Origin of the sequence: Thermoleptolyngbya sp. M55_K2018_002 (assembly GCF_015295965.1) — a bacterium.
In the GTDB taxonomy this organism is placed as follows: Bacteria; Cyanobacteriota; Cyanobacteriia; order Elainellales; family Elainellaceae; genus Thermoleptolyngbya; species Thermoleptolyngbya sichuanensis.
Genome location: NZ_DVEA01000199.1, coordinates 1 through 20,177, shown reverse-complemented (window position 1 = coordinate 20,177; position 20,177 = coordinate 1). Strand labels below are relative to the sequence as shown.

General features: G+C 56.9%; 20 protein-coding genes. 13 read left to right on the top strand and 7 right to left on the bottom strand.

Annotation, left to right across the window (positions count from 1 at the left end; all coding sequences use genetic code 11):
- Positions 1–157 precede the first annotated feature (157 nt).
- Positions 158–475: a hypothetical protein gene (locus IGS51_RS09685; RefSeq protein WP_297078212.1), complete on the bottom strand. Its 318-nt coding sequence runs from the start codon at positions 473–475 to the stop codon at positions 158–160.
- 311 nt (positions 476–786) lie between these two features.
- Between IGS51_RS09685 and IGS51_RS09680 the strand changes: the two genes are divergently transcribed.
- From IGS51_RS09680 to IGS51_RS09645, 8 genes are all read left to right on the top strand, one after another.
- Entirely contained in the window at positions 787–999 is a 213-nt protein-coding gene (locus IGS51_RS09680) for a helix-turn-helix transcriptional regulator (RefSeq protein ID WP_297078211.1), read from the top strand.
- 46 nt (positions 1,000–1,045) lie between these two features.
- Positions 1,046–1,678, top strand: coding sequence for a Uma2 family endonuclease (locus IGS51_RS09675; RefSeq protein ID WP_297078210.1), 633 nt, complete (start codon positions 1,046–1,048; stop codon positions 1,676–1,678).
- 252 nt (positions 1,679–1,930) lie between these two features.
- A complete protein-coding gene (locus IGS51_RS09670) occupies positions 1,931–4,210 on the top strand; it encodes a DUF3488 and DUF4129 domain-containing transglutaminase family protein (protein ID WP_367279302.1) in 2,280 nt (759 codons plus the stop codon).
- Positions 4,211–4,565: 355 nt separating this feature from the next.
- Complete coding sequence (gene metK, locus IGS51_RS09665; RefSeq protein ID WP_297078208.1) at positions 4,566–5,828, top strand: methionine adenosyltransferase; 1,263 nt, start codon at positions 4,566–4,568, stop codon at positions 5,826–5,828.
- 111 nt (positions 5,829–5,939) lie between these two features.
- Positions 5,940–6,881, top strand: coding sequence for an EamA family transporter (locus IGS51_RS09660; protein ID WP_297078207.1), 942 nt, complete (start codon positions 5,940–5,942; stop codon positions 6,879–6,881).
- Positions 6,882–7,122: 241 nt separating this feature from the next.
- Positions 7,123–8,076: a LysR family transcriptional regulator gene (locus IGS51_RS09655; protein WP_297078206.1), complete on the top strand. Its 954-nt coding sequence runs from the start codon at positions 7,123–7,125 to the stop codon at positions 8,074–8,076.
- A 22-nt stretch (positions 8,077–8,098) separates the two neighbouring features.
- Positions 8,099–9,154, top strand: a complete 1,056-nt coding sequence (locus tag IGS51_RS09650) for an anthranilate phosphoribosyltransferase family protein (protein ID WP_297078205.1) — start codon at positions 8,099–8,101, stop codon at positions 9,152–9,154.
- 280 nt (positions 9,155–9,434) lie between these two features.
- Entirely contained in the window at positions 9,435–9,989 is a 555-nt protein-coding gene (locus IGS51_RS09645) for a CU044_2847 family protein (RefSeq protein WP_297078204.1), read from the top strand.
- A gap of 539 nt (positions 9,990–10,528) precedes the next feature.
- Here the strand turns inward: IGS51_RS09645 and IGS51_RS09640 are convergent.
- A complete protein-coding gene (locus IGS51_RS09640) occupies positions 10,529–10,714 on the bottom strand; it encodes a DUF4278 domain-containing protein (RefSeq protein WP_297078203.1) in 186 nt (61 codons plus the stop codon).
- A 364-nt stretch (positions 10,715–11,078) separates the two neighbouring features.
- Complete coding sequence (locus IGS51_RS09635) at positions 11,079–11,264, bottom strand: DUF4278 domain-containing protein (RefSeq protein ID WP_297078202.1); 186 nt, start codon at positions 11,262–11,264, stop codon at positions 11,079–11,081.
- Between the two features lie 597 nt (positions 11,265–11,861).
- Between IGS51_RS09635 and IGS51_RS09630 the strand changes: the two genes are divergently transcribed.
- On the top strand, positions 11,862–12,275 hold the full coding sequence (locus tag IGS51_RS09630; protein WP_297078201.1) for a DUF4278 domain-containing protein: 414 nt from the start codon (positions 11,862–11,864) through the stop codon (positions 12,273–12,275).
- A gap of 48 nt (positions 12,276–12,323) precedes the next feature.
- On the opposite strand, the gene IGS51_RS09625 is transcribed toward IGS51_RS09630, so the two are convergent.
- Positions 12,324–13,844 carry a DEAD/DEAH box helicase family protein gene (locus tag IGS51_RS09625; protein ID WP_297078200.1) on the bottom strand — a complete coding sequence of 507 codons (1,521 nt, stop codon included), beginning with the start codon at positions 13,842–13,844 and terminating at the stop codon, positions 12,324–12,326.
- A 113-nt stretch (positions 13,845–13,957) separates the two neighbouring features.
- Between IGS51_RS09625 and tpiA the strand changes: the two genes are divergently transcribed.
- Positions 13,958–14,686 (top strand): triose-phosphate isomerase, encoded by a 729-nt coding sequence (tpiA, locus tag IGS51_RS09620; protein WP_172357488.1) that lies wholly within the window; start codon positions 13,958–13,960, stop codon positions 14,684–14,686.
- A 197-nt stretch (positions 14,687–14,883) separates the two neighbouring features.
- Here tpiA and IGS51_RS09615 read toward each other — a convergent pair whose 3' ends face one another.
- Positions 14,884–15,828: a PEP-CTERM sorting domain-containing protein gene (locus IGS51_RS09615; protein WP_297078199.1), complete on the bottom strand. Its 945-nt coding sequence runs from the start codon at positions 15,826–15,828 to the stop codon at positions 14,884–14,886.
- A 594-nt stretch (positions 15,829–16,422) separates the two neighbouring features.
- Between IGS51_RS09615 and IGS51_RS09610 the strand changes: the two genes are divergently transcribed.
- Positions 16,423–16,860 (top strand): Hsp20/alpha crystallin family protein, encoded by a 438-nt coding sequence (locus IGS51_RS09610; protein ID WP_297078198.1) that lies wholly within the window; start codon positions 16,423–16,425, stop codon positions 16,858–16,860.
- 270 nt (positions 16,861–17,130) lie between these two features.
- Complete coding sequence (locus IGS51_RS09605; protein ID WP_297078197.1) at positions 17,131–17,736, top strand: DUF2808 domain-containing protein; 606 nt, start codon at positions 17,131–17,133, stop codon at positions 17,734–17,736.
- A 28-nt stretch (positions 17,737–17,764) separates the two neighbouring features.
- On the opposite strand, the gene arsS is transcribed toward IGS51_RS09605, so the two are convergent.
- Both arsS and IGS51_RS09595 read right to left on the bottom strand, forming a co-directional pair.
- Positions 17,765–18,943 (bottom strand): arsenosugar biosynthesis radical SAM (seleno)protein ArsS, encoded by a 1,179-nt coding sequence (arsS, locus tag IGS51_RS09600; RefSeq protein ID WP_297078196.1) that lies wholly within the window; start codon positions 18,941–18,943, stop codon positions 17,765–17,767.
- 27 nt (positions 18,944–18,970) lie between these two features.
- On the bottom strand, positions 18,971–19,303 hold the full coding sequence (locus tag IGS51_RS09595) for an arsenosugar biosynthesis-associated peroxidase-like protein (protein WP_172357478.1): 333 nt from the start codon (positions 19,301–19,303) through the stop codon (positions 18,971–18,973).
- Between the two features lie 375 nt (positions 19,304–19,678).
- On the opposite strand from IGS51_RS09595, the gene IGS51_RS09590 reads away from it, so the two are divergent.
- Positions 19,679–19,951 (top strand): hypothetical protein, encoded by a 273-nt coding sequence (locus IGS51_RS09590; protein WP_172357476.1) that lies wholly within the window; start codon positions 19,679–19,681, stop codon positions 19,949–19,951.
- Positions 19,952–20,177: the final 226 nt, after the last annotated feature.

Genomic DNA, 20,177 nt, shown 5'->3' with positions numbered 1-20,177 from the left:
CGGGTCGATAAGCCTGTTCTGGGGAAACTCGGCCTAGCAGCCCGTGGGTCAGCACAAGGTTCTGAATAACCCTGAATAGCCCTGAATACTTGGATTTCAGTTGGGAAGGCGCGACCGACCCAACTGATTTTTTTTGCAGTCGCTCTGGCAATATTTCCTAGCTGTGGCCGCAACGGGCGATTTGCGAAGCGTTCGCGCAAGTGGTGCGGCGCACGTTCCCTACAGGAATTGCCCTCCTGACCAGCCCTCCTGACCAATAGCGCACCAAAATGCGAATCACTTCGCCCTCCACAGGCGACGGCAGCGGCGGCGACGATTCGCCCGCTTCGGCAAAGCGCCGGACATGAAGCTGATGCACAATAGGATTTACACCGGGCAGCACGCCACAAATCAGAATGCGAACGGGCTGCTGACCGTTTGGCACAACAGGAACAGGCACCCGAAGCAAATCGGGTACGGACTTTGGAGTTATCATGATGTCACCTGAAATAAGGTAGGGCGTGCAAAGTTTATCCTCAGTGCGATCGGTGGAGATCCCCCTAAATCCCCGCGCTTACGCGCCGCTTCGCTAGTAATAAGGGGGACTTCCGGAGCGGCTCGGTTCCCCCCTTATTAAGGGGGGGAGGGGGGATCAAACCTGGCGATCTGGCAAACAGAACTTATTGCACCTGTAGAGGAGAGAGAGAAAAGCGATCGCCCTTCTCTCTACAAAATATGCCTTCGTTGCATACGCACCATTGGCATGTCGAAATCATATGTTGCATACGCAACGGTGTCAAGCAAAACATGGGTTATGTCAGACTTCGCATCAAAGAGCTAGCCGAGCAGAGAAGCTGGACGCTGAAAGAAGTCGCTGACTATGCAGGCGTGAACTACAACACCATAAGAAGCTACGTGCAGCGAGACATGCTGAATACGGTTGATTTGAGCGCTGTGTTCAAGATAGCTCGCGCCTTCGACGTGTCGATCGAAGATTTAGTTGAAATACTAGAAGAGTAGAAGCAGCGCATTCATCCTCCATCCCTCATCCTCCATCCCTCTCCCAATGGTTGCTACCTCCCATCGCGCCGATCGCGTTTTGCTACACAACATTAGCTGGGAGCAGTTTGAGCGGCTGCTGGAAGACCTGGGCGATCGCCGTTCTGCCCGTATCGCCTACGACAACGGCACGCTGGAGATCATGACCCCGCTACTGGAACACGGATATTTCAAAGAGGTGATTGGCGACGCGGTGAAGGACATGGCCGACGAGCTAGCGCTGAACTACGAAAGCTATGGCTCTACCACATGGCGCGATCGCCTCCAGAGGGTCGGGCTGGAATCTGACAACTGCTTCTACTTTCAAAACGAACCCGCCGTGCGCGGCAGAACCGATCTAGACTTGCGCCAAGACCCGCCACCCGACCTGGCGCTAGAGATTGACATTACCAACAAATCCCTTGATCGCTTCCCCATCTACGCTCGGCTGCGCGTGCCCGAACTCTGGTGCTACGACGACGGCAACTTGAAGATCTACCACTTTCAATCGGGGGATTATGCGGAAGCAGAGCCGAGTCTGGCTCTACCCCAACTGCCCCTCCGTGAACTGCCGCAGATCATCGAAGCGCATCGGTCAGAAGGACGACGCGCCCTGCGCCAAGCCATCCGCCAGTGGGCACGTCATCATGCAACTCGCTAATCCCCTTGTAAGATACCGTCCGCGTGGCATAACGGGTATAGCTGTCAGCGCCGCCTAGTAGAACATTGTTTGATGCGTTGCGCTGGCGTTGGCACTCATCTCGTTTGCAAATAGCGCTGTCTAGAAGCCATTCCGGGAAGACCAGTGCTAGAACGGGTATCAGAACAGCTTGAGGGTTAGCAGAACAGCATGGCGAATCCGGTTTCGCAGCGGCGGGGTAACTGGTTGAACGGCAAAGCGCTCTGGGCACAGATGCAGCGGCGGCTTGGCGATTTAGATTCCTCGGAGCCGCCAGAAGATTCGCTGCCGCTGCGGGTGCTGGTGCAGGCGATGGTGATTGTCGGCATTATTGCGGTAGATGTGTCAGCGGCAGACACGACCGATGCCTTGGGCGTAAGTCTGTGGGCCGTGCCGATGAGCGCGGTGGGCGGAGCTTGGAGCTGGTCGCGTCGCCGCAGCCGCAATATCCCGGTGAAATTTTGTATTGCGATCGCCATGCTGATTGCCCTGGCGGTCTTTTTTGTGCGGCTGGTGGCAGAGCGCAACGACACGCGCATGGCCCTGGCGGAACTGCTGATCCAGCTTCAGGTCTTTCACAGCTTTGACCTGCCGCGCCGCAAAGACCTGGGCTATTCCATTGTGATCGGGCTGATCTTGATGGGCGTGGCGGCCACTCTCAGCCAGACCTTCTGGTTTGCGCCGCTGCTGATTGCCTTTGTGGCCCTGGGCATTCCGGCGCTAGTGCTAGACTATCGCTCTCAGCTTGGGGTTGCTCCCAAGACGATGCGGCGCATTCGCCAGAGCTTGCCGCTGCGGCCGCTGGCAGGCGTGCTGGGCATTACGCTGGCGCTGGGGCTGGTGATTTTTGCCTTTTTGCCCCGCCTTCCGGGTTATCAACTGCGGGCGTTTCCGGTCAGTGCGCCCATCCAGTTTGAAGGCCAGTTTGACGGCGGCACGATTATCAACCCTGGCTATGTGCGCGACGGTCGCGCCAGCACGGGCAGCGGCATGGGCGCAAACGGCAATGTGCAGGGCGGGCCGGGCGAAGTGGATGCAGATTTTTACTATGGCTTTAATCGCCAGATGAACCAAAATCTGCGCGGCTCGCTGACCCCAAAGGTGGTGATGCGCGTGCGATCGCAGTCCGAGGGCTTTTGGCGCGTGATGGCGTTCGACCGCTATACGGGGCAGGGCTGGGAAGTGTCGCGGGATGGGGAAAACGACGTGCAGGTGCTAGAGCGATCGCCCTGGACCTATCGCCAAATTCTGCCCTGGTTAGTGACGCTGAACCAGACGCGGGAAGTGATTCAGACCTTTACTGTGGTTGCAGATTTGCCCAACCTAGTGCCCGCCCTCTACGAAGCCAAGGAGCTTTACTTTCCCACGCGGCAAATTGCCATCGATCCCGAAGGTGCGCTGCGATCGCCCATTCCGCTGTCCCAGGGGTTGACCTATACCGTGGTGTCGGAAGTGCCCTTTCGCGATCGCACTCAGTTGCGGAATGCCACGACCGTCAACCCGTCCAACATCACTGACTATTATCTAGACGTGCCAGCGGCGATCGCCCCCCGCATCCGCCAGACCGCAGAAGAGGCGCTGGCCAAGTCGCCCACGCCAATCACCGCGCCCTACGAAAAAGCCCTCTACCTGGCGCAATATCTCAAGCAAAACTATCGCGTTTTGCCCGATCTGCCGTTTTTGGAAGAAGACGAGGATTTGGTCGAGGCATTTCTCTACAAGTACCAGGGCGGCTATCCCGACCACTTTTCTACGGTGCTAACCGTCATGCTGCGCTCCCTTGGCATTCCGGCGCGGCTGGTGGTGGGCTTTGGCGCGGGCGAGTTTAATCCTTTTACGGGCTATTACGTGGTGCGAAACACCGATGCCTTTGCCATGACGGAGGTCTATTTCCACAAATATGGCTGGTTTGCCTTTAACCCGATTCCCGGCGGAGACGTGATCCCCACCTCGGTCGAAGAGTCGCAGGTGTTCGCCGCGCTGAAGAAATTCTGGGAATGGATCGCGGGCTGGCTGCCCTCTCCGGTGTCGGGCTTTTTGAATGGGCTGCTAGAGGCGATCGCCCAGGGCTTTGGCTGGGCCATGTCTACCCTAACTCGCTGGTTTACGCAGGGCTGGGTGGGGCTGCTGACGGGGCTGATGGGCCTCACGGTGGCGGCATTTTTGGGCTGGCTGGGCTGGAGCGGCTGGACGGCCTGGCGCGATCGCCGCTGGTTGAAGTCCCTGGCTCCGGCGGAGGCGCTCTATCAGGAGATGCTGCGCTGGCTCGCCGAACAGCACATTCGCAAGGCCCCCAGCGACACGCCCCTGGAGTTTGCCCGCACTGCCCAGCAGCAGCAGCCCGCCCACGGGGAACTCATCCACCAGATTGCTCAGTCCTACGTAACGTGGCGCTATGGCGGCCAGGTGGGTGATCTCTCTCGCTTGCGCCAGCGGTTGCACCAGGTGAAACAAAAGGGGCGATCGCTCCCCGCCCGCTTCCAAGGCCCATCGCGCAGAAAAGTTCCGTCTTAGATGCTAGGGTCACTTCCTTGAAGCATTCCCCTCGAAACTGGCACGTCTCAGGTCATTTAACCTGTCCATTCCGATAAACTGAAAAGCCGCTATCCAAAACAGAAACGGAGATTAAAGATTTGAAACATGCAATTCCCGGTGGAGAATGGGGAATTATAATGTGCGATGCGATATTCAATCTATGATATTCTCCTCAGATAGCCTCTTGCATTGCCCCGTGTCCGCTCTCGCCCTTGCATCTCAGTTCCTCTTGCTGAGTCCCTGAGCCATTACGCTTCCTTCATTCACGGCTGCTGGCACAGCATTTTCTATCCCGTCTTTTCAGTTCCATCCTACGTTAGAGAGGTCGTTTCCCTTGTCCCGTCGCTATCTATTCACATCAGAATCTGTTACCGAAGGCCATCCCGATAAAATCTGTGACCAGATCTCGGACTCGATCCTCGATGCCTTGCTGACCCAAGATCCCAGCAGCCGAGTCGCCGCAGAAGTCGTCGTCAATACGGGTCTGGTGCTGATCACCGGAGAAATTTCCTCCAAAGGCACCGTGAACTACGTCGATCTCGTCCGCCAAAAGATCGCAGAAATTGGCTACACCGATTCGGTCAACGGTTTTTCGTCCAATAGCTGCGCGGTGCTAGTGGCGCTCGATGCCCAGTCGCCCGACATCGCCCAGGGTGTAGACAAGGCCCATGAGCAGCGATCGCAGCGCAGTGAAGAAGAACTCGACGCAATCGGCGCGGGCGACCAGGGATTGATGTTTGGCTTTGCCTGCAACGAAACGCCGGAATTCATGCCGTTGCCAATCAGCCTGGCCCACCGCATCTCGCGTCGCCTCGCTGCTGTGCGAAAGTCGGGTCAGATCCCCTACCTGCGTCCCGACGGCAAAACCCAGGTCACAGTCAGTTACGAAGACGGTCGCCCTGTCGGCATTGACACCATTCTCGTCTCTACGCAGCACACGGAAACCATCGACGACATCACCGATCCGGCAGCGGTTCAAGCCAAGATTCGGGAAGACCTCTGGCAAATCGTCGTGCAGCCCATCTTTTCGGACATTGCTATCAAGCCCGACAGCGGTACGCGCTTTTTGGTGAACCCCACGGGTAAATTTGTGATTGGCGGGCCCCAGGGCGATTCGGGGCTGACGGGTCGCAAAATCATCGTGGACACCTACGGCGGCTATTCTCGCCACGGCGGCGGCGCGTTTTCTGGCAAAGACCCCACCAAGGTCGATCGCAGCGCTGCCTATGCCGCCCGCCACGCCGCCAAAAATATCGTCGCGGCCGGACTCGCAGACAAGTGCGAAGTGCAGTTGAGCTATGCGATTGGCGTGGCGCGTCCCGTCAGCATCATGGTAGACACCTTTGGCACGGGCAAGATCGACGATGAGCGTCTGCTGGAACTGGTGAAACAGCACTTTGAACTGCGTCCGGCGGGCATCATCCAGACCTATAACCTAAGCCGACTGCCTGCCGAGCGGGGCGGACGGTTCTACCAGGATGTCGCGGCCTACGGTCACTTTGGCCGCACGGATCTAGATTTGCCGTGGGAACAGCTTGACAAGGTAGACGCGCTAAAGCAGGCAGCCGGGGCACTGCTGTCTGGCATGTTGAGCTAAGTCTTACGGCAAGCAGTTCGTTCAGGGCTGACGGTTTTCGTCCTGCGCTCGATAGGGTAAAGTGGCATCCTGCCTAGTCAGGTTGTTCTTACGCTATCGGGTTTTCTACTGATGCCGAAATCGCTGCCAAAGTCGTCGCCAACGTCCTCTCAAAACCATCGCGCTGCGTTTCTGTCCCTGCTCGTGCTGACGATGATCTGGGGCTATAACTGGGTCGTGATGAAAATTGGCATTGCCTATGCGTCGGCGCTCGACTTTGCGGCAATGCGGCTGGTGTTGGGGGCGCTGAGTCTATTTCTGGCATTAATTGCCCTGCGAAAGCCGCTAAGGCCCGAGGCCGTACCGGGGACAATTTTGCTGGGACTCATGCAAAACACTGCAACCGTGGGGCTAATTACCTGGGCGCTGGTGAATGGGGGCGCGGGCAAAACGGCCGTGCTGAACTATACCATGCCGTTTTGGCTGCTGCTGTTTTCGTGGATTTTCCTGAAAGAAACCCTGAGGCGATCGCAGTGGTTGAGTGTCGGCATGGCCGTGACGGGGCTGCTGCTGGTGCTGATGCCGCTAGATTTGTCGAGCGGGTTGGGCAGCAAGATCATTGCCGTGGGCGCGGGCATTTGCTGGGCCATTAGCGCTGTGCTGGCGCGGGTGTTGCAACGGGACCAACAGCTAGACCTGCTCTCGATGTCAGCATGGCAAATGCTGTTTGGCAGCATTCCACTGGCGATCGCCGCCTGGATGATCCCCACTCAGCCGATTGTCTGGTCGCCCACGTTCATCGCAGCGCTGCTCTATAATGCCGTACCCGCAGCGGCGATCGCCTGGCTTCTGTGGTTCTACGCACTGAATAACTTACCCGTGGGCACGGCGGGATTGTCTACCCTGGCGGCTCCGGTGATTGGCGTGCTGGCGGCGTGGCTGCAACTGGGCGAGCGCCCCAGCGGTGTAGAAGGACTGGGCATGGTGCTAATTTTGGTCGCGCTGACGATAAACGCAGTGCAAACCATTCAGACTGAGCGACGCGCCAAGAATCAGGCAAAACTGAGCGCCTAATATCGAGTCACTGATATCGAGTCACTGATATCGAGTCTCAAAAGCCCATCGCGTTCCGTCTTGTATCCGCTTCTACGGAACCCCCTGCCCAAATCCGCTAAGGTCAAAGCAACTTGGGGATAATGTTATCTGAATCACATTTACTGAGTCGCATTTACTCCCAAAGACCGTGACGAACATCGCGAATCGTTAACGCAAATCGTTAAACCAATCTGGGGCGGAGTGCAAGGGGCAAACAGCAATGCGCCTAGAGCAGTTGAAGGCATTTTTGGCAGTGGCAGAAACGGGCAGTTTTCAGCAGGCGGCGCTGCGCTGTGGCGTGACGCAATCCACCGTGAGCCGCCAGATTCAATCTCTGGAATCTGATTTGGGAATGTCGTTGTTTCACCGCAGCACCCAGGCCAAGCTGACGGTAGCGGGCGATCGCCTGTTGCCTCGGGTTCGCAAAATCTGCCAGGAATGGGCGAACGCCACCCAAGAACTCGGAGAACTGCGGGCGGGCAAACAGCCAGAACTCTGCGTAGCGGCGATTCACTCCCTCTGCGCCTATTCGCTGCCGCCTGTCTTGCAACAGTTTTGTCAGGATTATCCAGAGGTGCAACTGCGGGTAACGGCCTTGGGGAGCGATCGCGCATTGAAAGTGCTGCGTGATGGACTGGTGGATCTGGCGATTGTGATGAACAACCGCTTTGTGGCCAGCAGTCCAGAAATCGTGGTGGAAGTTCTCTATGACGAACCGATTAAGCTGCTGATGGCGGCCGATCATCCCCTGGCAGGCTGCGACGCAGTGCCCTGGGCCGACCTGGCCCGCTATCCGCAAGTCGTGTTCAAGGACGGCTACGGGATGCAGCGGATTGTGCAGGAGCAGTTTACCCGCCGGGGAACGCCGCTGCGGGCTGCGCTGGAGCTAAATACGCCCGATGCCTTTCGCGGTGTGGTGCGCCAGGGCGACATGCTGGCCCTCTTGCCTGAATCGGCGCTGATCGAGGCTTACGACGATCCGGCGCTGGCTATTCGCCCGATTGCGCCCGATGCGAACACCGCCCTGACCGATCCCCCCCTGACGCGCCAGGTGGTGATGGTGACGACGAGCGATCGCCTGCAAATTCCCCCAATCCGCCATTTCTACAACCTGATCCTGTCCCAACTCCCCCAGCGCATCCGCCAGCCCCCCCTGGCCGCGACGACCCCCTAATCCCATCTCCCTCCTCTTTGGCATGAGCCACGCCTTTAGAACGCTGCTGCGAAAGGTCGGCAGCGGCCCCCACACCAGCCAAGACCTGACCCGCGAAGAATCTGCCGCCGCCACGCGCATGATGCTGCTGCAAGAGGCAACGCCCGCTCAGATTGGTGCGTTCATGATTGCTCACCGCATCAAGCGCCCCACGGGGACAGAACTGGCAGGAATGCTGGATGCCTATGATGAGTTGGGCCCAAAGCTGCAATCGATTGGCGATCGCCCTGTTTTCATCCTCAATGCCCCCTACGACGGGCGCGATCGCACGCTGCCGCTGAGCCTGGTCACGACGCTGATTCTACTCGCCGCAGACCAGCCCGTCATTCAGCACGGCGGCGACATCATGCCCACCAAAGAGGGCGTGCCCTTGGTAACGCTGTGGGCTGGGCTGGGCGTAGACTGGTTGCGCCTGTCCCTTAGCCAAGTTCAGGACGTTTTGGAACGCACAGGCATGGGCTTTGTCTACATGCCCACCCACTTTCCACTGGCGCAGGCGCTAGTGGAATATCGCGATCAGATTGGCAAGCGCCCGCCCTTTGCCACGCTGGAACTCATCTGGTCGCCCTATGCGGGGCAGAGCCACGTCGTCGTGGGCTTTGTGCATCCCCCTACCGAAGGCATGGCGCAGGCAGCCTTTGCGCTGCGAAACACACCGCTCTACACCACGGTCAAGGGGCTGGAAGGAAGCTGCGACCTGCCGCGAGAGCGCACCGCCATCCTCGGCTTTAGCACCCCGTCGCCAGACGCACTGGAGCGGCTGCACCTGCACCCCTACGATTACAGCATGGGCGGCAAAAATGTCCCCTTGACCAGCCCCGCCGCCGCAGTCGAAGCTATGCTCCAGGTGTTGCAGGGCAAACCGTCTGAACTGCGCGAGTCGGTGCTGTGGAACGCGGGCTTTTATCTATGGCGCGGCGGCAAAGCAGAAACGTTGACAGAGGCGATCGCCCTTGCAGGACAACTGCTCGACCAGGGTTCTGCATGGCAAGCCCTCACTCGTCTGCGACAGGTCACCAGCGCCCCCTGCCCCGTTTAGGGTCGGGGTTTTCGCGGCTTCCCCAGATTCTTGCCCCCAGATTCTCGCCCTCAGGATTCTTGGTCTAAATGAGGGGTTAGACTCTCGTGCGGGTTGCAGCGCAATCGGCCTATGCTCGGAATGCGGTTTTCTGGTGTTTTGAGTGCGATCGCCCAGGCTCTTGCGTCAGTGTTTTCACGCAAGCTTCGCGGTCGAGAACCCTGCTGCTGGGTTTACTAAACCCTCTCATAAAACACCAGATCGCCAGCAGCAACACGAGGAGTGACCCGTAGGATTGAAGATGCCAAAACTACAACCCATTCAGCTTGAAGACGGCAGCATTTTGTACGTCGAAGCCACAGACGATATCCAAGCAATTGATGTACCCACGAACGGTGGTGGAACCGGAAACGGATACCCCAATGAACCTTCTGAGGAAGTGTCTCGTACCTCAAAAGGATGGAATCGAGGCAACCCAAATACTCAAATAGCGCAGAGCTTCCAAGCCATCGAAAGCACGATTAAGACCTATACGCAGCATACCCTCAACGCTTTTCGAGGGGCTGCAATGGCAGATGTGAAAAAGGTGACGCTGGAATTTGGGGTGAACGTCAGCGGTGTGGGAGGTGTGCCCTATATCGCCACAGGAACAGCCGGTTGCAACATCAAGATCGTGGTCGAGTGTGCTTTTCCCGAACGCACGACCCCGGAACCCCAAACTCAGGCATCCCAGTTGCCTAGAGAAATACCCCCCTCAGCGAGGATGTCGCCTGCTCGCGAAGCCAATGGAGTTGGTAACGGAGCTAGCCCTAGCCACGCAGGTAGACCCGCGCCGCCGCCGCGCCCAATTTCCTAGCCATCTGCCTAGCGATCTACTACGAGATGAGCGTGAGGCTGGTGCGAAATTGATTCATGCTGCAAAAGGGACACACGCACCGCCAGTCTCCATTCAACCCTGACGGATCAACCCTGACAGGTCAACCCCGACAGGAATGTAGCGCCCGTGCGATTAGCCTGGCCAAGAAAAACCCCCTGGAGTTCAGGGGGTCATTCACTCTTCGACACAAACCAATGTTTTGTGATTAGACCACGTGACGACTTCAGAAAGACACACCCTAATGCTTTGAAAGACTCAGGACTGACGCACTCGCGATCAGTTTTCTGGGTTTTGGACGATTTCTCGCGGGCTGCACCCACGAGAGATCGTCCAACTGCGTCAGTCCCTAAGACTGCTCCTTGAAATCTTGTGAAACCTTCTTGTGAAACCTATAGAATTGCGTGAAGCGCCTATGCAATGTCCGTCTTGGATACGCTGGGCGGGCATTAGGAGCATCGCTTGTGCCAGTGCAGGGCGACTTGCACGCTGCGCCACTTGCGCTGCCTCATTCAGGCCGCTTACTGCTCGTAGGTTACGCCGCGATACTTCAGGTTATGGACACCATGCTTCTGTGAGGTTGCGGCGTGAATAGCAGTCTGGACTTTGATGCCGCGATACATCCTTTCACCAGGCATAGAAGCTATCGAGCCTTGGGGCTTTTCAGGGCTGTATTCGTAGCTGGCAAAGCGATAGGTAAGTTGCATAATGACCTCTGTTAGCCGAAGCGTTGATGGTAGGCGATTAACGTGAAACGAGCTAAGCAGCGTGCTTGAACCGTAAGTATCGGGTATCAATCAGGTGTCAATCAGGTCAGCAAACAGACTATGTAAGTAAGCTAAGCAGATAAGCTGATAGATACGCTATGTGTGCGAATGCTGTCGATTGCTGTTGATATCCGGGAGCGGGAAGGAGTTTTAAGAAAAAAGCAAACCTGAAACAGGGGGGCATTGCACTGAGGGGGGCTTACTCAAGGCGCGTTCAACGGGAGGGGTTCAGGTTTGCTGGAAATTTTGCGGGACACTTCTGGGGCTAGTTTTGGAGATGAAGCGGTGGGGTTGCGCTAACCGCTTAGCTGCCGTAAGCGACACCGCGATATTTCAAGGGAAATCCCGTCGAGCGGGTGGCGGAAGGGGTTTCTGGGTTAATCTTTGCGCCGCGATAGGTCAGATCCATCGATTCCAGGTTGGCTTGGCGGGATGCCTCAAGCTGGGTAGCGGTGTAGGCATAGTTGACGGAGCGGTAAGTGAGTTGCATGGTTGTGTCTCCTTGAGAGTGAGCCAGGAAAGATGCGGTGGGGGCTATCTGGCGTGTTGCTTTATGTCTTAGTTTTATGCTGTTTCCCCAGGCGGGTCGATACAGAAAAGTTAGGGAGTTTTGGCAGGGATGATCCTTAACTTTTGGGCGATCGCCCCGCACACGCCTTAACTTCCCTCAATGACACTTCCTTCACGCGGGGCCGGAGAGGGGTGGAAATCGGTGGTAATAGGCAGAAATTAAATTTAGCTAAATCTTGACATTTCCTTCAAACGGTAGCTTAAAATACAGATTGAAAGGCTACAGCTATATCGAAGAGCAAACAGTTAGACCGCAAATTTGGTAGACCGCGAATTTGGTTAACAGACTCGAACAGAATCTCTCGAACCGGATCTTGACAAAAGGGCGATCGCCCCTCCGGGTCTGGCTTTCCCCAGTACCCTTAAGTGGTTCAGTGGCGTACTAATACACACTCTCATAGAGACTTATACAGACTCTCATACAGACTCTCGTTAATTCAGCCAGTACAGATTTCCCAAGGGTCACTGGCAGCCCAAAGCTTGACAAACATTCGACAAAATTCTTTAGGAGGAACAGATGAGATTAACGTATCGGGGTCACGACTATGAGCAGGAGCCTGTCCCTCCTATGCAGATGCGAGACTCTGGCTCCGTCGGCCTCTACCGTGGACGGGAGCTTCACTTTAGCTATCCCCGTCATGTGCCTGTGCCCCAACCCGTCAATCGGTTGCAGTATCGTGGCGTAGCCTATCAAACAACCGAGACGGGCGAAGTGAATTCGATGGGGCGGGTGGTGCGTCCGGCTGCCCATCCTCAGGCACACCACGCGATCGCCCATGCTCACGCCCGCCTGCTCGATCAGCAAGAATTGGCAAAGGTGCATCACCAATACCTGATGGAGCGGTTGCAGCATCGTCTGGAAGTGGCACGGGCTAAGGGGGACGACACGCTAGTTCGCCAGCTTGAGCAAGAGCAGCATCAGTTGGTGTAGCGCTCGGCGTTGCGATATGGCGTGAGTTCTTCGTTGCACCATGCCGCGCTACCACACATTGTCGTCTGGATTAGGCTGAGGCTCAGCTAGATAGGAACCCGACGGCTCTGCGGCTTTGCGCGTGGGCTGGAGAAACTTTTCGTAGGGTGAGACTGGGGGCGACGCGGGGGGCAATAGCTCCAACTGGGGCGATCGCCCTTGACCCGTTTGGGCGCGGCGGCGGCGCGATACGCCTTCTTCCGTCGTTTCCTCTGCCACTACTTCGTAAAGAATTGCCTGCTTGTCGCCGTCGCCCCGGCGCAGCACCCGCCCCAGCCGCTGGATATACTCCCGGCTCGACCCCGTGCCCGACAGGATAATGGCCACACGGGCATCGGGCACATCTACGCCTTCATTCAGCACATGGGACACGGCTAGCGTCTGATACGTGCCCTCGCGGAACTTTTGCAAGATGTCGTGGCGTTCTTTCACGGGGGTCTGGTGCGTCAGCGCCGGAATCAGAAATTCCCTGGAAATTCGGTAAACCGTGGCGTTATCGTTGGTAAAGACAATCGTGCGGTCGGGGTAGTGCTGTGCTAGCAGATCGGTGAGAACCCGCAGTTTACCCTCTGTGCCGAGCGCGATCGCCCTTGCCTCCCGGTGTGCCAGCATGGCCCGCCGCCCCGCCTGCGACTGGGCACTCAGCCGCACAAACTGCTGCCAACCCGACAGGCTGCCCAAAAACACCCTATGCCGCTCCAGAAATGCATTGCGGGTTGCAATCAACGCTGTGTAGCGATCGCGCTCCTGCTGCGACAGCTTTACCTTCACCTGCACAATTTCATGGTGCGCCAGCGCATGACCCGACAGTTCCTCCGCCGTGCGGCGATAGACCACTGGCCCCAACAGCGTGTCCAAATCAGCGTGGCGGCCGTCGCTGCGGTCGGGCGTAGCGGTCAGGCCCAGGCGATAAGGGGCGATTGCATATTCTGCAATAACCCGGTTAAAGTCGCTGGGCAAATGGTGACACTCATCGCAAATCAGCAGCCCATAGCGATTGCCCAGAGACTCTGCATGAATCGCCGCGCTGTCATAGGTGGCAACTAGGACAGACGTGCGATCGCGCGATCCGCCCCCCAGCAAGCCTACCTCTGCATCGGGAAATGCCGCCAGCAAATGAGCATACCACTGGTGCATCAAGTCCAGCGTCGGCACTGTGATCAGCGTGCTGCGCGGAGTTGCCTGCATCGCCATCTGCGCCAGATAGGTCTTGCCCGCTGCGGTCGGCAGCACCACCACCCCCCGTCGCCCGGCCGCCTGCCACGCGGCCAGTGCCTCCTGCTGGTGTGGATAGGGCTGCCGCTCAAAGGCCGCATTCAGGGCGATCGGCTCAAACGCTTTTGCCTCATCGTCAAACGTCGTGCCCTCCGCCCGCAGCCGCTCCACCAAAGGACGATACTGCATAGCAGGCACCCGAAACCGCTCCACCCGGTCATCCCAGGTCGCGAAATCCACCCAGGCCTTGCCCCTGGGCGGCGGATGCAAAATCAAAGTGCCCCGGTCAAACTTGAGGGTTGGCGTGCGGGCCATGCAGTACGTTCGTTTTCCCCTGAGTGATCTGCCCGTATTGTACGCCAGGGATACCATTCCGTTTTAGACTGGAGAATGCTCGGATTTGATGTGCTGTTTTCAAGAAGACCCCTGTGCGAAAAAAGGTTATTGCTGGCAACTGGAAAATGTACAAAACTCAGGCAGAAGCGCAAGAGTTTCTGCAAGGGTTTTTGAAGCATCTGACGGAAACGCCCGACGATCGGGAGGTCGTGCTTTGCGTCCCTTATACCGATCTCTGGCTCTTGTCCAAAAACCTGCACGGGAGTCGGATTCGGCTGGGCGCGCAAAACATTCATTGGGCTGCCGAAGGCGCTTACACGGGTGAAATCTCCGGGCCGATGTTAGCAGAAGCGGGTGTGCGTTACGTCGTCGTTGGCCACAGCGAGCGACGGCAGTATTTTGGCGAAACGGACGACACGGTGAACCTGCGCCTGAAAGCCGCTCAGGAGTTTGGCATTACGCCGATTCTGTGTGTGGGGGAAACTAAGCAGCAGCGGTCTACGGGGCAAACCGAGCCGTTTATTTTTAACCAGCTTGAGAATGATCTGGTGGATGTAGATCAGTCCAACCTGGTGATTGCCTACGAACCGATTTGGGCGATTGGCACGGGCGACACCTGCGAACCCGATGAAGCGAACCGCGTGATTGGGCTAATCCGTGAGCAAATCGATAACCCCGACGTGCCGATTCAATATGGCGGCTCGGTCAAGCCCGACAATATTGATGTCATCATGGCTCAGCCAGAAATTGACGGCGTTCTGGTGGGTGGGGCTAGCCTGACACCCGACAGCTTCGGGCGCATCGTGAATTTTGGGCTGTGAGTTTTGGGCTGTGAATTTTGCCCTGAGAATTCGGCAATCCGAAATCGAAAATCCTAAATCGCCAGTCTTAAATCGCGAATCGTAATTAACCGATATCAAAGAGCAAGTTCTCAAACAGAAAGCCCCGCAATGCGGGGCTTTACTAATGGGATCTCGTGTATTCAATCGTTCATCAACAGGGAACCGTAAACGGTCATCTAGGCTTCTTGCTTTTTGCGGCGGCGACGAGCGTACATCAACCCAGCGGCGATCGCCGTTCCAGCCATCGTCGTCGGTTCGGGCACAGCGGTGGACCCCGCCATCACGATGCCGTCGTTGCCGCACTCTGCAAACAGGCTCGCGATGAAGTCGCCCACGGGCAGCAGGCTCCGGTCGATGCTGAACCCGAAGGTGTGGTTACCCGTGGCATTGAACTGGCCAAAGTTTAGCCCCAACCCTCTCAGGTCAGCCGCCGCCAGCATGTTGATGCCACCCAGGTAGGTGCCAGACAGCATGTTGGTTTGAGCGGCAGTGTTGTAGCCAAAGTAGGAATTGTTTGCTGCCAAGTCGCCCAGAGAAGCAGAACCGCCCACCTTCGCCACTTCGGTTGCGTGCTGCTGGTGGCTGCTAAAGCCAGAGTTAACGTTGGTCAGGCTAGTCGTGGTCACGCCGCCGTACAGGCCCAAGGGGCTGATTTGCGTGGTTCGCGTTGTTTTGACCCGGCCTTTGCTGTCTACGGTTTGGGTTTCGGTTACCACTCTCACGTTCGTGTCGTTGGTGCTGTCAAACCGAATCGCGAACAGGTTGCTCTGGGCAGCATTGAAGCTTGCGGTGTTGGTGAAGTTCAGCACCAGATCGCCGTAGCTGATCTTGTTGTTCCGTGCGCCGTTGAGGTCGTAGCCATTGAGAGACAGGTTCGAGTTGATGGCAAAAACCACGCGATCTTCTAGAACCCGAAACGCCATGCCAAAGAACTCGAAATCGCTGTTTTGCCCAACGACCAAGCGCCTGTTTTGGGCATCCCACTCGGTGCCATCGTTGAATGAGTCAATCGTGTAATTCCAGCCGCCAACCTGGAAGGCTTGGGCCTGCGACCCGGTGAAAGCCAGAACGCCGAGCGTTGCCGCAGTGCAGAGGAATGTTTTAAACGCTTTCAGTTTCATAGGTTAAAGAATGCTCTTGTGCGCTAGTGAGTTCGTTGCAGCTTGCTTCGCTGCGTGCTTAGACGAACCAATTCTGCAAAATTGATCCTTCGCACCCCTTGTATTAACAGGATGCACTTCGACCCATAAAGAAAAGACACTATGTAAAGCAATTTTTAACGAAGAAGGGATTTTGTTTTAGCGGTCTTTTTGAGGCTTCTATCAGCAGATTCGTCAGCTTAAATACGGAGCGATCGCCCTTAATTAAATACAAATTAAATACAAACGTTTGTTCCACAGAATTTACGTAGAGCGGCAGGAGGAAACTACTGAGTGGAAAGCCTTTTGTCGCTTTCAGCCTTGATTCTGGGAGGGCTGGCCCTCGTAGCTATGCGGATCTGGCGGGCGATCGCCTCTGTAAAGTCCGCTCTAAGCTGACTCTCTAACCCGGTGAGGAAAGACGATCCTCTACCGTCTTGAAAACCGAACTCACTCAAATTTTGAATTCGATAGATTAGGAGTGTCAGTAAGTCCTGCAAGAAACCAGAATGAGGGACTGAAGAAACACCCATACTCTGACAATACTCTGACAGTACTCTGAGGGAGATGAGCAATATGGCATTAGTTCATTGGGTTCCTTTCCGTGAATTAGAAACCCTGCAAAGAGACATGAACGAACTGCTGGATGTGTTTAATCTGGAGGGCGATCGCAAAGCAGGACTCCGCACCGCGCCTGCAATCGAGCTACAAGAAACGCCCGACGCACTGGTGCTAAAGGCCGAAATTCCGGGTGTAGATTCCAAAGATCTGGATATTCAGGTGACTGCCGATGCGGTTGCGATTAAAGGCGAACGCAAATCGGAAACCCACACCGAAGAAAACGGCATCAAGCGCTCTGAGTTCCGCTACGGCTCGTTTAGCCGCGTCGTGCCGCTGCCCAGCCGCATCCAAAACGACAAGGTATCTGCGGAATACAAAGACGGTATTTTGCATCTGACCCTGCCCAAGGTGGAAGCCGAAAAGAACAAGGTCGTGAAAGTGACGCTGGGATAACGAGACTGCGTTCAGTTGTGTTAGTTCTGCCGATTAATCCTTGCAAGATAGCTTGAGTTGATTCGTCCTGCTCCGCCACTCTCCCGTTTGAGGATGGCGGAGTTTTTGTTTGTTGCGTTTTGGCAATTTTTCCCAGTGCCTCCACCAGCAATGTGGCTGGAAACGCCGCAACTGCTTGATTGGCAAGCCAAAATCGCCAAGCCAAAATCCAAAATCGACACGCCCTGCCTTCTGCGTACAATCGAAGGAAATGTTGCATGGAAACGTCTCATGAAACCGAACATTTCGAGTTGGGCTGGGGCCCTCTTGGCAATCGCCCTCCCATCCGGATTCGCCCTGTCCACCCCACTCGCCGCAACAGCAGTGCAACTGGCAGACGGCACGGTGTATTTCGAGCAGCCGCCCAGCCTGACCGACTATGGCACAACCCGCACGACGACCTTTGCGCCAAACCCGACCTACTATTTCACCGTGACGCTGCCGCCGAATGCAGGCGAACCTCTGCAACGAGTCACGATCGAGCAGCGAGACAGCAGCACCTTTGCCCGCCGGGTTGATTATCGACTGGAGGCGACTAGTGCATTTGTGGGCACGCGAAACCGGAGGGGCGATCGCCTATCCCTCGGTTCCGTAGCCTATGACCGCGATACCCAGACCCTTGCAGTCGTCTTCGATCCGCCCCTGCCGCCGGGAACCACTGCTACCCTGGCCCTGCGCCCCAGGCGAAATCCCCAGCTAGACGGCACCTATCTGTTCCGCGTGGTCGCCTTTCCGCCAGAACCAGATAGCGGCAGCGCCCACGGCCAGTTTCTCGGCTTTGGTCGGTTCCACTTCGATCGCCCAGAGTTTTTCCGCTGGGGCGATCGCTGGTGGTAACCTAAATGCTTCCCTGGTCGCAAAGCCGCTACTCAATCGCGCCGCCGCAGGAGCTGCCTGCCCCGGCTGTGCAGCCAAAGCAGTGTCTTGCCGTCACAATTTCTCGCTGCGCCAGCAGGTCGGGATGAAAGTCGTGAACCGTGGCGGGGCGATCGCCCGCTAGCTGTACGGGCAACTCCAGCATTTGGTTAAAGTCGCAATCAAACAGGCGACCATCCCAGGAAATCGACAGCGTATTGCGACACATCAGCCCGGAAATCGTCGCTGGGTTAAACGCATTCACCAGCACTTCCAGATAGCGCTCCAGATTGCCCGACTGCTCCAGCCACTCCAGATAGCGAGAAATGGGCATATTATTCAACGCGATCAGGCGATCGAAGGTTACGCCGTGATTCTTCAGCAAGCCAGCCTTCCATTCCTGCTCCATCTTGACCTGACTGCCCGCCAAAAACGCGCCAACCGGATTAGACATCAGCGTCAGCCGCCGCTTGGCATCCCCCTGGCCATAGCCCGCTGCATTCAGCCGCCGCAGCGCCTCGATGGATTTCTCGAAGGTGCCGTCGCCGCGCTGGCTGTCGGTGTTGAACTGGCGATAGTGGGGCAGCGAACAGACCACCTCTACGCCCCGTTCCGCCAGCCATTCGGGCAAATCTTGCAGGCTGGGAATCAGCAGCACGGTGAGGTTGCAGCGGTCGATGACATGCTTGCCCCGCTGCACGCATTCCTCTACTAAGTAACGAAAGTGTAGGTTTAATTCCGGTGCGCCGCCCGTGATGTCTACCGTGTGGGCGGTGGTTTGGTCGAGGGCGCGGAGGCAGGCCTCGATCGTGTCGCGGGACATCACCTCGTGGCGGTCGGGGCCCGCATCGACGTGGCAATGGCGACAGGTCATGTTGCACAGCTTGCCGACGTTAATTTGAAAAATTTCCAAAGTCGCCGGCCGGAGCGAGGGCCAGCCGTGCTGCTGCAATCGGGCGGCAAAGTCAGCGCGATTCGCGAAGCGGTCCCTACGAGAATCGCCCTCTAGGGGTACAGACTCTAGCGTCTGTAGCTGCTGCTGGGGGTTAGCCAAGGGCGATCGCCGCCGTAGCAAAGAGGTCGTGGGCTTTGGGCCAGCGCTGTTATTCTCCAGATCCAGCGCTTGCGAAATCCGAGCGGCGATCGCCCCCGATGCGGCCGCAGGGGTCAATTCAGCATCATCAAACATGGTCAAACTTCCCTTTTCAAACTTGCCCTACATGGCCAACTGCTTAACGTGGTCGAGCATCTGCATTCCATGTACGAGCGATGCGCCGCCCCGGATTGCCGTCGCCACGTGCAGTGCCTCCGTCATCTGTTCCAAATCTGCGCCCTGCTGGAGGCTTTCTTTGCTGTAGGCATCAATGCAGTAGGGGCATTGCACAGCATGGGCCACCGCCAGCGCGATCAGCGCCTTTTCCCGCGCCGACAGCGCCCCATCTGCAAAGACTGCGCCGTAATAGTCAAAAAACTTTTTCGCTAGCTCAGGGCTACCCTCTGCGACCTGACCAAAATTGGGCAAATGTTCGGCTTGATAGTAATCACTCATGGGGAAATGTTCAATTAAAACGCTTGAAGGGTTAACCAAAACGGCTAGACAAATAAGCCGCCGCCCCGCCCGCACGCTGCGGACAAGCTGACAGCACTAGATGAACTGTGAGCATTCTATCGAGTCCTGGCAGGTCTTGCACGAATCTAGCTAGCCCACCTGAGATCTGACTGAAATCTGGCTAAGAGATATCTGAATCCTTGGAGAGCACCCGCTTCGACGTGGCTCTCCCAAAGTAGCCCCAGGGGGAATGCGATCGCCCGCTTCCCGTTTCCAGAATGGATTTAAGAATGGACTGAACGCGGGATGCATCTTTGCCAGCGCCATTCCTGAATTCGCGATCGTCACACGTCCTGTCGAGTTCAACAGACTTTTATGGCACATCCTTCTCCGCAAGAGCCGACCCCAGACCGCGCCAATATGACCGCGACGGGTGGAAAAAACGTCACCCAAGTTGGCGGCAACATGACCACCACGACGACGACCAACTACAACTTCGTATTTTTTCTAATTGGGCTGCTGGCTCTGGGCGGACTCGCCTGGGGGCTGAATGTGGTCTTTGGCAACAACGAAGGCGGCAACCCGTCCCAGCAGCAGGTTCAGCCCGCCTCCCCGTCCGCCGAACCGTCTCCCCTGCCGTCTCCCTAGTCGTCCCCTTAGAAACCCGCCAGACGCGACCGTTTCCCGCAACCATTGCCCCAACGGGAGGAAACGCTCATGCAAACCAAACCCCCAGCGCCCGATCCCGCCGCGGCCCAAGTTGCCCATGCAGGCAAAAATCTGATCCAGGTGGGCGGGGACTACATTCGCTACATTCACTTCAACTTCAAAACGGGAAACTGGGGCGTGGCGATCGCCAACCTCGCTATCCTGG